This window comes from Streptomyces spororaveus (assembly GCF_016755875.1).
Lineage (GTDB): Bacteria > Actinomycetota > Actinomycetes > Streptomycetales > Streptomycetaceae > Streptomyces > Streptomyces spororaveus.
Genome location: NZ_BNED01000005.1, coordinates 8,170,619 through 8,184,610 on the forward strand (window position 1 = coordinate 8,170,619; position 13,992 = coordinate 8,184,610).

15 protein-coding genes are annotated in these 13,992 nt (G+C 73.9%); 8 read left to right on the forward strand and 7 right to left on the reverse strand.

The window, feature by feature from the left end:
- Nucleotides 1-320 precede the first annotated feature (320 nt).
- Nucleotides 321-749, forward strand: a complete 429-nt coding sequence (locus Sspor_RS39350; protein ID WP_202203400.1) for a subtilase-type protease inhibitor — start codon at nt 321-323, stop codon at nt 747-749.
- 163 nt (nt 750-912) lie between these two features.
- On the opposite strand, the gene Sspor_RS39355 is transcribed toward Sspor_RS39350, so the two are convergent.
- Complete coding sequence (locus Sspor_RS39355) at nt 913-1,335, reverse strand: DUF8189 domain-containing protein (RefSeq protein ID WP_202203401.1); 423 nt, start codon at nt 1,333-1,335, stop codon at nt 913-915.
- 226 nt (nt 1,336-1,561) lie between these two features.
- Here Sspor_RS39355 and Sspor_RS39360 point away from each other — a divergent pair, with 226 nt between their 5' ends.
- Nucleotides 1,562-4,372: an AfsR/SARP family transcriptional regulator gene (locus Sspor_RS39360; protein WP_237404241.1), complete on the forward strand. Its 2,811-nt coding sequence runs from the start codon at nt 1,562-1,564 to the stop codon at nt 4,370-4,372.
- On the forward strand, nt 4,369-4,596 hold the full coding sequence (locus tag Sspor_RS39365; RefSeq protein WP_202203402.1) for a hypothetical protein: 228 nt from the start codon (nt 4,369-4,371) through the stop codon (nt 4,594-4,596). Before Sspor_RS39360 ends, Sspor_RS39365 begins: the two co-directional genes overlap by 4 nt.
- 33 nt (nt 4,597-4,629) lie before the next feature.
- Here the strand turns inward: Sspor_RS39365 and Sspor_RS39370 are convergent, their stop codons facing one another.
- On the reverse strand, nt 4,630-5,508 hold the full coding sequence (locus Sspor_RS39370; protein WP_202203403.1) for a hypothetical protein: 879 nt from the start codon (nt 5,506-5,508) through the stop codon (nt 4,630-4,632).
- A gap of 194 nt (nt 5,509-5,702) precedes the next feature.
- On the opposite strand from Sspor_RS39370, the gene Sspor_RS39375 reads away from it, so the two are divergent.
- Nucleotides 5,703-7,391 carry a serine/threonine-protein kinase gene (locus tag Sspor_RS39375; RefSeq protein WP_202203404.1) on the forward strand — a complete coding sequence of 563 codons (1,689 nt, stop codon included), beginning with the start codon at nt 5,703-5,705 and terminating at the stop codon, nt 7,389-7,391.
- Nucleotides 7,392-7,431: 40 nt separating this feature from the next.
- On the opposite strand, the gene Sspor_RS39380 is transcribed toward Sspor_RS39375, so the two are convergent.
- Entirely contained in the window at nt 7,432-8,022 is a 591-nt protein-coding gene (locus Sspor_RS39380; RefSeq protein ID WP_202203405.1) for a flavodoxin family protein, read from the reverse strand.
- Between the two features lie 111 nt (nt 8,023-8,133).
- Here Sspor_RS39380 and Sspor_RS39385 point away from each other — a divergent pair, with 111 nt between their 5' ends.
- Complete coding sequence (locus Sspor_RS39385; RefSeq protein WP_202203406.1) at nt 8,134-8,478, forward strand: MerR family transcriptional regulator; 345 nt, start codon at nt 8,134-8,136, stop codon at nt 8,476-8,478.
- Nucleotides 8,479-8,578: 100 nt separating this feature from the next.
- On the opposite strand, the gene Sspor_RS39390 is transcribed toward Sspor_RS39385, so the two are convergent.
- Together Sspor_RS39390 and Sspor_RS39395 are read right to left on the reverse strand one after the other, a co-directional pair.
- Nucleotides 8,579-8,785, reverse strand: a complete 207-nt coding sequence (locus tag Sspor_RS39390) for an MbtH family protein (protein ID WP_202203407.1) — start codon at nt 8,783-8,785, stop codon at nt 8,579-8,581.
- 173 nt (nt 8,786-8,958) lie between these two features.
- On the reverse strand, nt 8,959-9,612 hold the full coding sequence (locus Sspor_RS39395; RefSeq protein ID WP_202203408.1) for a serine/threonine-protein kinase: 654 nt from the start codon (nt 9,610-9,612) through the stop codon (nt 8,959-8,961).
- Nucleotides 9,613-9,818: 206 nt separating this feature from the next.
- Between Sspor_RS39395 and Sspor_RS39400 the strand changes: the two genes are divergently transcribed.
- Complete coding sequence (locus Sspor_RS39400; RefSeq protein ID WP_202203409.1) at nt 9,819-10,364, forward strand: GNAT family N-acetyltransferase; 546 nt, start codon at nt 9,819-9,821, stop codon at nt 10,362-10,364.
- Between the two features lie 54 nt (nt 10,365-10,418).
- On the opposite strand, the gene Sspor_RS39405 is transcribed toward Sspor_RS39400, so the two are convergent.
- The gene (locus tag Sspor_RS39405; RefSeq protein WP_202203410.1) at nt 10,419-10,814 is read right to left on the reverse strand and encodes a RidA family protein; all 396 of its coding nucleotides are present in this window, start codon (nt 10,812-10,814) and stop codon (nt 10,419-10,421) included.
- A 135-nt stretch (nt 10,815-10,949) separates the two neighbouring features.
- On the opposite strand from Sspor_RS39405, the gene Sspor_RS39410 reads away from it, so the two are divergent.
- Nucleotides 10,950-11,921, forward strand: a complete 972-nt coding sequence (locus Sspor_RS39410) for a helix-turn-helix transcriptional regulator (RefSeq protein WP_202203411.1) — start codon at nt 10,950-10,952, stop codon at nt 11,919-11,921.
- Between the two features lie 14 nt (nt 11,922-11,935).
- Here Sspor_RS39410 and Sspor_RS39415 read toward each other — a convergent pair whose 3' ends face one another.
- The gene (locus Sspor_RS39415; protein ID WP_202203412.1) at nt 11,936-13,105 is read right to left on the reverse strand and encodes an alpha/beta hydrolase family protein; all 1,170 of its coding nucleotides are present in this window, start codon (nt 13,103-13,105) and stop codon (nt 11,936-11,938) included.
- Nucleotides 13,106-13,502: 397 nt separating this feature from the next.
- Here Sspor_RS39415 and Sspor_RS39420 point away from each other — a divergent pair, with 397 nt between their 5' ends.
- Nucleotides 13,503-13,928, forward strand: a complete 426-nt coding sequence (locus Sspor_RS39420) for a subtilase-type protease inhibitor (RefSeq protein WP_237404242.1) — start codon at nt 13,503-13,505, stop codon at nt 13,926-13,928.
- Nucleotides 13,929-13,992: the final 64 nt, after the last annotated feature.

The following is a 13,992-nucleotide window of genomic DNA, read 5'->3' on the forward strand; positions in this document are numbered from 1 at the left end:
GGAGGCGGGCAAGGCACCGCAGCGATCCGGTCACCCTGACGGGCCGTTCGGCGCACCAGGCGTGTCCGCCACCTGGGCAGCAGGTACGGCACGTCGCGTCACGCGGGACGGAGTGCGGCCCTCCCGCGTGCCGCGGGCCTGCGGGAGGGCGGCGGGAGTCGCGCGAACTCCCCCCGGGCGACCGGCATGCGAACGGGCTGTCCGTAAATCGACCGCCCATGTGCGACGGACCTTCATGCCTGGCAGGCTCTGGCCCAGTTGAGCGCCACATGCAAGTTCTGGTGCGCCCAAAGGCCTTCGAATCGAAAGCGAGTCCTTCCATGCGTCACCGCTTAGCCACCGTGTCCGCCGCCGCTCTCCTCTGTTTCGTCGGCACCGCGGGCCTGGCGCAGGCGAGCCCCGGAGCCGGCCTGTCCGGGCCCTCCGCCATGGTCCTCACCATCGCCCACGGGGGCGACGCCGCCACGGGCACGGCCCTGCGGGCGGTCGTCCTCAGCTGCGCCTACACAGCCGAGGGCACGCACCCCGCCCCCAGGGCCGCGTGCGACGCCCTCAACGCCACCGGCGGCGAGCTCGACCGACTGCTGGCCGCCCCGGATGCGGGCCGGGCGTGCCCGAGGCGCTCCGACCCCGTCACCATCACCGCGGACGGCGTGTGGCAGGGCGACCGCATCGAGTGGAAGCACACCTTCCGCAATGCGTGCGTGATGTCCGCGACCCTGAACGGCAACGCCCTCTACGCGTTCTGACGCGACGGCACGACGGCACGACGGCACGACGGCACGGCGGCACGACGGGCGCGGCGGTCGGACGTGGGGGTGGGGGCGCCGGCCGCCGTGCCAGGGACACCCCCGTCGCGGGCGTACCGTTCTCTCCCCGGATCGGCGGACGGCGGCCCGTATGGCGCGTGGGTCAGTTCTGCCAGGGGGTCCAGCTGCCGCTGTTCAGGCGGTGCCGGGACCAGCGCTCACCGTCCATGCCGACGATCGAGATGGTCGGGTTCCAGGTGTTGTTGCCCTCGATGCGGACCCCGCTGCGCACGGTCCCGCCCATGGAGGTCCACTCGCTCCAGGAGCCCCCGGCGTACTGCCAGCGGGTCCACACCGCGAAGTCGGTGCCGACGATGAAGACCTGCCGGTTTCCGGCCGGGTACGTCATCCAGGCCTCGCCGTACTCGCAGATGTAGTCACCGCCGAGGCCGGACACGTGGCAGAAGCCGGCGGCGGCGGGCGCCGCCGCCTGCGCCGGGGCGGCGGTGACACCTACGAGGGCGGCCCCGGAGAGCGCGAGGGTGGTGACCGCGAGGGCGGACCGGCGAAGCATGGCCGAGGTCATGTGGATACTCCCCAATCGGAACGACGGAACGACGGAACGGCTTGACGCTCCGAACCCTTCCAGCGGCCGCCAACGATGCTCTAACGGCCCGCTAACGCCGCGCCCGTCCACGATTGGCCGAGGGCGCACTCGTACCGCCGGAACAATCCGACTTATCCTCGGGCGGGGGCTGTCACCAAGTGAGCAGAACGGTACGAAGCGGTATGGATCGACGAGGGTGGGGTTCGTGCAGTTCCGCGTGCTGGGGCCGGTCTGCGTGACGACGGCGGGCGGAGTCCCGCTCCCGCTCGGCCCCGCCAAACGCCGGAGCCTGCTGGCCATGCTGCTGGCCCATCCGAACACGCCCGTCGGGGTCGAGCGACTCACCGAGGCGCTGTGGGACGAGGAGCCGCCGAAACACGCGCGCACCGTGCTGCAGGGCCATGTCTCCCGGCTCCGGGCGGTCTTCGCGCAGCACGGCGCGGCGGCACACGGCGTGGAACTCCTCACCCAGGGAGCGGCGTACCGGTTGTGCCTGCCCGGGGAACTCGTGGACGCACACCGTTTCGAGGAATCCCTCCGGCTCGTCCGGCAGGGCTCGGACCCGGCGCAGACCGTGGCCGTGCTCCGTGCGGCACTGGGGCTCTGGAAGGGGCCGGCGTTCGCCGGGACCGTGCACGGCGCACCGCTGGAAGCCCCCGCGCACGCGCTGGAGGAGCTGCGGCTGGCAGCCGTGGAGACACTGGCGCGCGCGTACGGGCACCTGGGGGACCACGGCGCGGCCGCGTCCGTACTGCACGCCGAGGCCGCCGCACACCCCTTGCGGGAGCAGCTCGTGGCCCAGCTCATGCTGGCCCTGGCCCGGGCGGGACGCCAGGCGGACGCACTGGACCGGTACCACCGCACGCGGAAGCTGCTCGCGGACGAGATGGGCGTGGGCCCCGCAGCGGTGCTCACCGACGCGTACCGGACCCTCCTGCGCACGGACGCCGACACCCACGCCCACGCCCATGCCGACGCCCGGGCCGCCGCCGGAACGGTCCGCCCGGCGGGCGCCCGGCAGCCGGCCGTCGCAGGGCCCGCCGACGCGCCCCAACTGCTGCCCCGCCGGCCGCGCGGCTTCATCGCCCGCCAGGACGAACTCGCCACCCTCGACCGCGTCACGGCCGCGGCAGCGGGGCCTGTCGTCACCCTCACCGGCAGCGCCGGCGTCGGAAAGACCGCGCTCGCCGTGCACTGGGCGCACCGGCGCCGCGCCGACTTCCCCGGCGGCACGCTCTTCGCCGACCTGTGCGGCTTCAGCCCCACCCCGGCCCGCGACCCCTGTGCCGTGCTCCGCGAGTTCCTGCTCGCGCTCGGCGTCCCGGTCGAGCGGATGCCGGGCTCGCCCGCCGCCCTCGGGGCCCGCTACCGTGAACTGACCGCCGGACGGCGGCTGCTGGTCCTCCTGGACAACGCCGCCGACTCCGAGCAGATCCGCCCGTTACTGCCCGGCGGGGACGAGTGCGTCACCCTCGTCACCAGCCGTGACCGGCTCGACGGCCTGGTGGCCACCGACGCCGCCCGCCCGGTGGCGGTCGGCGCGCTGCCCGCCGCCGACTCGACGGCACTGCTGGCCGCCGTGCTGGGCCCGGAAGCGGTGGCCGCCGAGCCGGAGGCAGCGGCGCGACTGGCCGGGCTGTGCGACGGACTGCCGCTCGCCCTGCGCGTCGCGGCCGCCCGACTCGCCACCCGCCCGCACCGGGGTCTGGCCTCCTTCGCCGGTGAACTCGCCGACGAGCAGCACCGGCTGGACCTGCTCAAGGCGGAGGACACCGGCGTCGCCGCCGCGCTCGGCCTCAGTCTGCGGCAACTGCCCGAACCGGCACGGCGGTTGTTCCACCACCTCGGCCCGCTCACCGGTGCCGCGCTCGACACCGGCACCGCGGCCGCGCTCGCCGACTGCACCCCGTCCCGGGCCGCCCAGGCGCTCGATCAGCTGGCCGCGGCCCAACTGGTCGTCGAGACGGGCCCACGGGCGTACGTGCTGCACGACCTGGTCCGCCTCTACGCCCGCAGCCTGGCACCCGATCACGAACCCGCCGGGCTGCTGCGGCTGCTCGACCACTGGGTGCAGACCCTGCTCGCGGCATGCGCGGCCGCGGAGCCCGGCGGCGAGCCGTGCTGCGGCCCGGCCCCCGGGGCCCGGCGCTCGGCCGAGATCCGCCGGTTCGGCGACCGGGCCGGCGCGCTCGCCTGGTACTCCGCCGAACGCGGCACCCTGCGCGGGGCGTTCGAGGCCGCCGTCGCGGCGGGCCTCCACGACCGGGCCTGGCGGCTCGTCCTGCTCCAGTGGCCGCTCATCGTGTGGCAGGTGCGCGACGGCTGGGTGCCGCTGCTCGAACAGGGCCTGGCCTCCGCGGAACTGGACGGCGATCCGGCGGCCCAGTCCCGGGCGTCGGCGCTGCTCGGCTGGGTGCTGTCCGAGGAGGGCAGGCCCGAGGAGGCCCTGGCGCGGCTGGAACGAGCCCCCGGTCTCGCCGTCCTGGCGGGGGACCTCGCCGGGGAGGCGGTCGCCCGGATCAACCTGGCCGTCGCGCTCGCACGGCACGGCGACCGCGAGCGGCCCGGCGGCCTGTTGGCCGAGGCCCTCGCCCTGGCCGAGCGGGAGGGCCTCACCGAGACCGCCACCCTGGCGCACCAGCATCTCGCCCAGCACCTGCTGTCGGTCGGCGCGGCCGACGATGCCGCCGAACACGCGGCCCGCGGACTGGCTCTCGCCGCGCCTCCGCTGGCCGCACCGCGGCGAGTGGTCCTGCGTACCCTGCACGCCGAGGCACTGGCCGCCGTCGGGCGTACCGGCGAGGCCGTACGACACCTCCGCGAAGCCGTCCGCGAGGCCCGGGCCAGCGCCTACGAGGAGGGCGAGGCCGCCGCGCGGGCGGCACTGGACGGGCTGGCGCGCCCGGATCGGGCCCGCGGGCCGGCGAACGGTTTGTACGTACCGGGCTCGGACCACCGGACCGGGCGATACCGTGGTGAAGTCACCGCCAGTTCGGCTTCCTGGAGATCCCCATGAGCGAACAGCCGGCCCACCCCGCCCGGCAGCAGCTGGAGCCCGCGGCCGCGGACGCCGTGCGCGCGTACGCCGCCCGCACCCGGGCCGACGCGGACCGGTTCGCCGCCGTCCTGGAGGACATCGCCGCCAACGGCCTGCCGTCGGCCGAGGACTGCACGCCCTGGGAAGACCTGCGGGAGGCCCAGCTCTCCCGCCTCGCGGCTCAGCGCCCGGCCGTCGCCTGAGGCCCGCGCGGTCCGGCCGCCGCCGGGGCCGCCTCACCGTCCCCGAGCGACCGGCGGGAGCGCTCGGTGGACGGCGCGGATGGCGAACGAGTCCGGCGGCCGCCAGACGTGCCGGTCGTCGAACGACCACGCGTAGACGGGTGATCCGTCGCGGACGCAGTCGAGCAGGCCGGGGGCTTCGAGTTCGCGGGCCGACCACGTGTAGAGCTGCCGCAGTCCCGGCGCGATCACACCGAAATCGAGGAGGCGGCCGAAGCCGATCTCCCGGTCGAGGTGGGACCGCACCGTGTCGTGGAGCGGATACTCGTCGGGGAGCACGCGCGACAGCTGCAGGAAGATCCCGGTCATCTCCACCCTCGGATCGCCGAGGAACGGGGCGAGCGGGCGCAGCCGGCCGAGGGCGAGGCGAGGTGCCGCGACGAGGGCGTGGGCGTAGAGCACGCGGCAGAGGACGACGTTCATGAAGAACCGCTCGGTCTCGTGCTCCGCCTCCGCGAGGCCGCGGTTCTCCAGGTAGGCCGCGACCACGCTCCCGTTGTGGGCCCGGTACCAGGCGCGGGCGGTGGGGCGGTCGGCGAAGGCCAGCCAGTGGTCGACCGTGCGTGCGGAGGAGGGCCCGGGGAGTCCGCCGCTCAGGCCCACCGCCTCGCACCCGTCACGCAGGATCCGCTCGTTCACCGCCCGCCACCACGGACTGCCGGGCCGGTCGGCGAACGGCGGCTGCAGCACGCCCCGCCGCACCTGCCAGCGCATGAACGACATCGCCGCCCGGCGGAACGGCAGGTGCCGGGGCGCCTCGCCGAACGGACCGTGGTAGCAACGCTCCATCAAGGACATCCGCCCGGCGGGGTCGTCGCGGACCGCGGCGACCTGCTGCCCGGCCCAGGCCGCAGCCGTGACCTCAGCCGTCACGACGACAGACTGGCACAGACCAGGGCAGATCCATGCTGGGCCGTGCCGTTGCCCGAGGCGCCGAGGACGTCCACCGCCGACCAGTCGTAGGACCGTTCCGCCTGGACCGTCCCCTCCGAACGGGGGAGGAGCCGACGGACGGGTATACCGCGGAGCGCGGGGCGCCGCGTCCACCACTGCCCTAGCCTTGCGCCATGAGTGCGCCAGGGGACGTGATCGACGGACGGTTCGAGCTGATCGGCCGGATCGGAAGCGGGGGGATGGGCACGGTCTGGCGGGCCCTGGACCGCATACTCCACCGTGAAGTGGCCCTCAAGGAAGTGCGGGCGGCGGCCGGGCAGGACGACCCGGAATTCCGGCGGGTGCTGCGCGAGCGGGTGCTGCGCGAGGCCCGCGCCCAGGCCCGGATCAGTCATCCGAACGTGGTCACCATCCATCACATCGTCGACGAGGGCGAGCACCCCTGGCTGGTGATGGAACTGCTGCCCGGCCACTCCCTCGGTGAGCGACTGGAGCAGGGACCGCTGACGCCCGCAGAGGCGGCGCGGACCGGCCGCGAGGTGCTCGCCGGACTGCGGGCCGCGCACGCGGCCGGTATCCGCCACCGGGACGTGAAACCCGCCAACGTGCTGGCACGGGCCGATGGTTGCGCCGTGCTCACCGACTTCGGTATCGCCGCCCTCCAGGACGCCGCCTCTCTCACCATGACGGGGGAGGTCATCGGGACCCCCGAATACCTGGCGCCCGAGCGGCTCCGCGGCGCCGACCTGCCCGAGTCCGACCTGTGGTCGCTGGGCATGGTGCTCTACGTGTGCGTGGAAGGGGTCAGCCCGATGCGCCGTTCCACCACGCTCGAAACGCTGGCCGCGGTCCTCGACGAGCCGGTGCCGCCACCGCGCCGGGCCGGACCGCTGACCGCCGTACTGGCCGAACTGCTGGTCCGCGACCCGGCCGCGAGGCCCTCCGCTGCGAGGCTGGACGGGCTGCTGGCCGCCGTGGCCCGGGACGCCGACGGCGCCGCGGTGCCGGAGCCCACCCGCCTGGACCGGGCGCCCGCCTCCCCGCCGGCTCCCGCCCCCGTGCCCGACCGGCCGCCGTCCGCCGGCCGGTTCGGCCCGCCGCCCCCGCCCCCGCCCCCGCCGGTGCCTGCCCCGGCTCCGCGGCCGGACCGGCCCGCACCCCTGCCCGCACCCACGCCCCGGGACGCCCTGCCCACCATCGGCCCCCTGAACGGCGGCGGTGCGCAGCCGAGCGGACCGGACCGCCGACGCAAGGCCACCGTGCTCGCCGCAGCGGCCGCGGTGACGGCCCTGGCCGTGCTCGGCATCGGCAGGTCCGCCCTGTTCGGGCCGGGAGCGGACGGGCGCGACGACGGTAAGGGCACTGCCTCACCCACGGTCTCGGCGGTCCCCACACCCCTGGGTCCGCCCCCGGCGACTCCCACGCCGGGCGCCGCCCGCACCCCCGACGCGCCGGGCGTGACGCCCACCTCCGCCGCTCCGCAGCCGGGCACCCCGGCGGCCGTCGTGCCCGGCGGAGACGATCCGGCACCCGGCGCGGGCTGGATCGCCCAGCTCTACTCCGAGCCGGAGAGCACCGGCATCAGCACCCGCGACCGGCGGTTGGCGACGATCCGCGCCACGGTCCCCGAGGCCCGGGTGCTGCGCAGCCGGGACTACGCCTCGCTCAGGCCCGGCTACTGGGTGATCTACGCCCCCGGTCCGTTCGCCGACGGCCGGGCAGCCGTCACCTTCTGCGCGGACAAGGGCCGGACCACCGCCGTCGAGTGCATCGGCCGCTACCTCAGTGACGACCAGGGAGACTACGGGTACCAGTGCACCCCGCCCGCCGGCTCCCCCGGAGGCCGCTGCCGGCATTCATGACGCGGGCGGACACGGCGGTCGATCGGACAGGCGCACCCGATCAGCCTGCCGTCTCCCCGCCGGGGAACACGGCGAGCGGGGCGTCCTGCGCGAAGAAGGTCTTGGCGCGGACCATCGCCCGCTCGTCGTCGCGTACCTGGCCCGGCCGGGAACCGTTGCCCAGCAGCACCCCGCCGAAGCGCATCCGCATGTAGGCCGCGGTGTGGTGAACACTGGTCACCAGCCCCTGGGCGCGGGCCTCGTCGGGGTCCGCCATGGCGGTCACACCCCACAGGGTCCGGCCCGCCATCCGCTTCTTGAAGTCCGAACCGGGCGCCGTGAGCCAGCCCGACCAGTAGTCCAGGTAGCGCTTGGTGTGCGCGGACAGCGCGTACCAGTACAGGGGCGAGGCTATGACGACGTCGGTCGCCTCCAGCGTGGCCCGCCGCAGGGTCTCCTCGCTCTCCCCGCCCGCCCAGTCCCCGGCCTCGTGCCGCCCGTCCTGGAAGTCGGGCAGGGCCAGCCCGGCCAGGTCCACCCACCGCTGCCGGACCCCGGACGCCAACTGCTCCGCGGCCGTCCTCGCGAGGATCTCGGTGTTCCCGTCGGACCGGGAGCTGCCGAGGACGAAGAGGAACGAGCGGTCGGTCATGAGGATCACTCCAGCGGTCCGGCGCGGTCGAGCCGGCGGAATGCCGCTCGTAGGGGCGACGTTAGACGTTGACATCAATGTGAAGGTCAACCGGATTCCGAGGTACGGCACATGCTGATCGGCGAACTGTCCCGGCGCACCGGAGTCAGCTCCCGGCTGCTGCGCTACTACGAGGCGCAGGGGCTGCTCGACGCGGAGCGCGGCCCGAACGGCTACCGCGACTACACCGCGGACTCCGTGGCCGCCGTACGGAAGGTCCGCGCCCTGCTCGCGGCGGGCCTGTCCACCGAGATGATCCGCTCGGTGCTGCCGTGCGTCCGGGGCGAGGGGGTGCGCTTCGCCTGGTGCGAGGAGATCCGAACCGTCCTCGACGGGGAACTGGCCGCCATGGACGCGCGCATCGAGGGCCTGTTGAACAGCCGCGCCGCCCTCGCCTGCTACCTGGAGCAGCCCTGAGCCCCCGGCGGCCGTGCATCCGTACGCCCTCCTGCGTACCCTCCGTACGCGTTCGGGGGCCGGGCCGGAGCGAGCGCTCCCGCCCGGCCCCGGGATCGCGTCAGCTCCTCGCGACGAGGCTGGCGGGCCGCATGTCGGTCCAGTGCGTCTCCGTGTACGCGGCGCAGCCCTGCCGGCTGTCCTCGCCGTGCACGACGGTCCAGCCCGCGGGAACCTCCGCGAAAGCGGGCCACAGCGAGTGCTGGTTCTCGGCGTTCACGAGCACGAAGTAGCGGGCGTCGTCGTCCTCGAAGGGGTTGGTGGCCATGGTGTGTCTCCTTGGGTGATGACCGGGACGGTCGGTTCGGAAACGAAGGCCCCGGGGCGTTGACCGCTCCGGGGTGTGGTGGTGGGGGAGGGGCGCGGCAGGTCGACCCTCCCCGGCTCGGCGGGGGAGGCACTCCCGGTCCGGCGCCGGGTCCGGAGACCGCGATCGGGCGCTCAGTCCCGGCGTCCGGCGCGGTCGCCCAACCCGCCTGCGGGATCCTCCGGTTGGCTTTCCGGGGACAGGAGGGGGTCGTCGAGCTGCACGATCCGGTACCCGACCCGGCGGCTCGCCGTCTTCGGCGGTCTGCGCCGACGGCCCGCACCGGCGTTCGCCGAGCGCGCCCGCTGCGCCGCCGCGATCAGCGCCCCGACCGGCGGAGCCTCGGCGCGCAGACGGTTGAACCCGCGCACGGAGATGCCGACGAGGGTCGCCGCGGCCGGCCAGGCGGCCCCTTTGCGGATCGCGTTCAGCATCAGCTGCAGCGCGGCAGGGGTGGGCGCGGCCCCGGGTCTCAGTCCGTGCGCCTCGGCCAGCGCGTGGGCGGCGCGGAGCGCCGTGTCGAAGCTGGCGTCGATCTCCAGCCACTCGCGCAGAATGCGCTCGGGAACGCCGGCCGCGGCCGCGCATCCGGGGATGGTCAGTCCCTGGGCCGCCCCGCGGAGGGCGTCCGCCATCCGGGCGATCGTTTCCTCGCGCTGACTGGGCGTGCGGCGCAGTGCGTCGCGCAGTACCCGGTCCATCTCCTCCTGGGAGCTGATCCAGGCCAGTACCTCGTCGGCCCACTCGTCCTGCTGCGCTTGGTCTCGCGCGTCGTCCTGCATCCCCACACCCCCACTCTTAGGTAAGCCTAACCTAATAGTGGGGGTGCAAGGGGGGATATGCGACCACAGTCGAGGGATTCCCGGAGTGTGCCCATTCTACCCAACCCGCAGGCTCCGCAAGGTAGTTGAACGATTGACAGGACTCGTCGGCCGAGTCCACGCGGGACCTCACCACCGAGCCGCTCTCACAGGCATGCGATAGGTTGCCCGTCATGATCGAACTCGGACCCGTCCCCTGGCCGCCCGCCCCGATACGCACCGAACGGCTCGTGCTCCGCCGGTCCGAGGCCCGGGACCGTGCGGCGTTCATCGAGCTGTTCGCGTCGCCGGAGGTGGGTACCTACGTCGGTGGCCCCCGGCCGCGCGCCGAGCTCGAAAACGCGCCCGAGGTGCCCGGGCGGCGCCCCGGCTTCTTCGTGATCGAAGCCGACGGAGCGATGATCGGCATGGTCACGCTCGATCGGCGCGACGCGCAGCGTCCGGGTCACGTCCGGCCGGAGGGCGAAGAGGCCGAGCTGGGCTACATGTTCCTGCCCCGGGCATGGGGACACGGGTACGCCGCCGAGGCGTGCGCGGCGGCACTCGACTGGTTCGCCGGCGCGCTTCCGGGCGAGCGGGTGGTCCTCTGCACCCAGACCGCCAACGGACGCTCGATGCGCCTCGCGGCGAGACTGGGGTTCACCGAGGTGGCGAGGTTCGAGGAGTACGGCGCCGACCAGTGGTTCGGCGTGTGGTCCCCGGTCGCGGCGTCAGACTGAGTGCTGCCGGACGGCCCCGGCGGCCGCCCGCTCGGGCGAGCGGGCGACGCCGCGTCAGGCGACGGCGGTCCCGTCGAGCTCCACGAGCTGGCCGGGGATCGCCAGTCGCGTCACCCCGAGCATCGTGGTGGCCGGTGCCACCCCGGCGGCGCCCAGCCGCGCCGCCAGCCCGCCGTAGTGCTGGAAGAGCAGGTCCACATCGGTCGTGTAGACGTTGAGCCGCACGAGATTCGCCAGAGTCATGCCGGCCTTGCCGAGCACGGCCTCCAGGTTGTCGATGCTCAGTGTCAACTGCGCCGCCATGTCCCCGTCATGCCGGGGCCTGCCCTCGGCGCTCATCGCCGTCTGCCCCGAGATGTACAGGGTCCGGGTGTGGCCGGAGACGACCTCACCCTGGTTGAACCCCATTTCCACGGACCACGGCACCGGGTTGACCGCTGTGCGTTCCATCGCCACGTCAGCTCCATTCGGTTCATCGGGAGTACGTACGTCCGGCGGCCCGACGGCCGCCGGTTCGACGTCATGCCGAGGAGCCTCCCAACAAATCACGACACCCCCGGTCATGTATTTCGTTAGGGTTCCCGCATGCGCGCCGACCGACTGATCTCGCTGGTGCTGCTGCTGCGCCGGCACGATCGGCTGACCGCGGACGCGCTGGCCCGCGAGCTCCAGGTGTCCACCCGCACCGTGCTGCGCGACATCGAGGCACTGTCGGCCGCCGGTGTCCCGGTCTACGCGGAACGCGGCCGGCACGGCGGATTCGCGTTGCTGCCCGGCTTCCGGACGGAGTTCACCGGACTCAACCACGACGAGGCCCTTGCCCTGCTGGCTGCCGGATCGGGGCGCGGCGAGCACGTGTTCGGCCTCGGCCAGGCGCTCGCCTCGGCCCTGCGGAAGGTGCTCGACGCCCTGCCCGAAGGTCACCGGGCCACCGCGAGCGACGCGGCACGGCGCTTTCTCGTCGAACCGGAGACCGACCTGCTCTCGCGGCGCCCGGTCACCGACGACGTGCCCGGCAGCGCGATGATCGAGGTCCGCCGTGCGGTGCTCGCCGGACGCAGACTGCGCATCCACTACGCGGCCACGGGCCGGCCGCCGCAGTGGCGCACGGTGGACCCGATCGGACTCGTGACCGTACGCGACCGGGTCTACCTGCTGGCCACGAGATCCGGCGAGGACCGTACCTACCGGCTGTCACGGGTCCTGGCGGCCGAGGAACTCCCCGAAGCGGCGCAGCGGCCGGACCGCGTCGATCTCGACCGGATCTGGCGGGAACGCTCCGCGCGGTTCCTCGGCGGCGACCACATCACCGTGCTGGTACGGGTGGACCCGGCACGGCGGGAGGAGCTGCTCGACACCGCGGTGTCCGTCCGCGCGGAGGAACCCGAACCGGACGGCCAACTCCGGCTGGAGCTGACCTTCCAGGACGCGCGGCACGCCGAATGGGCGCTGTGGCAGCTCGGCACGGACGCGGAAGCCCTGACCCCGCACGCGCTGCGCATCTCCCTGCGCGACCGCGCCGCCGCGCTCGCCGCCCGCTACGAGGACCCGGCCTGAGCCCGTGCGCGGCGTCAGCGGCGGTGGAACACGACTTCCGGGTCGGCCGCCGCCGGACCGTCCAGGCGGGGCGCCGGCCTTCCGCGCAGGTGCAGGTCGAAGAAGTCGCCGACGTACGCCCGCGTGATCTGCTGCGAGCGGGTGCCCGACAGCGGTGTCTCCGGGTGCGGGTACCCGGCCTGGTCGCCCAGCACGGGCCAGTCGGTGAATCCGGGATGCCCCGCCCCCGTGACGGTCAGCCAGCGCTTCCAGCCGTCCAGCCGGGGCCAGTTGTCCTCCCAGGAGGTGTCGGGGAAGTCGGGCGGCAGCAGGGCGGGGTCACCGGCCAGCATCAGGAAGGGCCGCCCGCCGAGACCGGACTGGGGTACGGGCGTGAAGAAGGTGCCGTCCATGTTGACCCCGGCGTCCACGCGCGGGTCCACGGCCATGGTGGCCGACGCGGCCGCACCGCCGATCGAATGCCCGGCCATGCCGATGTGCCGGGCGTCGATCAGCCAGGAGTACCGCCACGCCGGGCGCGGGCCGGTCAGCCGGTCCAGGACGAACGGGATGTCACGGGCCCGGCCGTCCGAGACCCGGTGCAGCGACCCGTCGGGGAACACCTGCTCGCACGCCTTGCACCCGAGCAGCCGCCCGCCGGGGAAGACGGTGCCGTCCGACTCGTAGGCGTGGTCGACCGCCGCCACGACGTACCCGCGGCTGGCGAGGTCCTCCGCCAGGGTGGTCAGCGAGGCGCGCGGCATGGTGAAGCCGGGGGAGAGCACGATCAGCGGGTAGTGGTGCGCGGCGGGCCGGGGCAGCGCGCCCGTGCGCGCGTTGGTCCGGGTGGCCGCGAGGCGCTCGGGGGTGACGTACTCGCCGAGCTGCCCGCGGTCGGTCAGCAGCGCCTTGGCCTCGGAAGCGGCCAGGTAGGGGGCGGGAGTTCCGGTGTGCGCGAGGGCCGGGTAGTACAGCGACAGGAGTAATTCCCGGTCGGCCGTGGGCACCCAGGGATCCTTGCGCTCCCGGTCCACGAGGTGGAGGGTGTCGCGGCCCACGGCGAAGTCGCCGGTGGGTCGTGGGAGTTCGAGTCCGGAGAGGGCGGCCGGAGCGGGCGCGGCCACGGCCGGGGCGGCGAGCGTGCCGGGCGAGGTGAGGACCAGACCGGTCGCCACCGCGGCCAGCACGCGGATGATCTTCTTCATGCCCGCATCCTAGATCTAGTTAGGCAAGCCTTGCCTAATAACTCTGGGGTGATCGCGGGGCCGGGTCGCCTCGGAGCGGTGTTTCCCGGGTTCGAACGCGCATATCCGGTCAAGCTGGGTGGCCGGCCGGTGAACCGCGCGCGGACGGCGGCAGGTCAGCGGGGGTGCGCGTGCACGTCGCGGTCGGCGCGGCCGTCCCGGGACGTCGATTCCGGGGGGCGCCGCGCCCCTCGTGAGCTGCCCGAACGACCATTCGGTCGTCGGTATGCGAACGCAGTGTCCGTAAATCGGTCGTCGATATGCAACTCGCCTTCAGGTCGGACAGTCTGGTGCTGCAACGACGCGATATTGAAACCAAATATCGCGTTCAACCTTTGAATCGAAAGCGAGTTTCGTCGTGCGTCACCGCATCGCAGTTGCCTCCGCCGCCGCCCTCGTCTCTCTGGTCGGCACCACCGGCGTGGCAGCCGCTCAGCCCTCCAGCCTCTACGCCCCGTCCGCTCTGGTGCTCACGGTCGCGCAGGGCGACGACGCCGCCACGTCCACCGTCCTCCGGGCCTCCACCCTCAGCTGCGCCCCGACCGCGCTGGGTACCCACCCGGACCCCCAGGCCGCTTGCGCCGCCCTCAACTCGACCGGCGGAGCACTGGACCGCCTGCTGGCCTCGCCGAACCCGGACCGTGCCTGTCCGATGCACTACGCCCCGGTCACCGTGACCGCCGACGGCGTGTGGAAGGGCAGCCGCGTCGCGTGGAAGCACACCTTCTCCAACTCCTGCACCATGTCCGCGACCCTGAACGGGAACGCCGTCTTCTCGTTCTGAGTCCGCGTCGCCGATCCTCCGCCGGACGCCCCGGCACACGCGGTGCCCCGCTTCCGGACCGTTC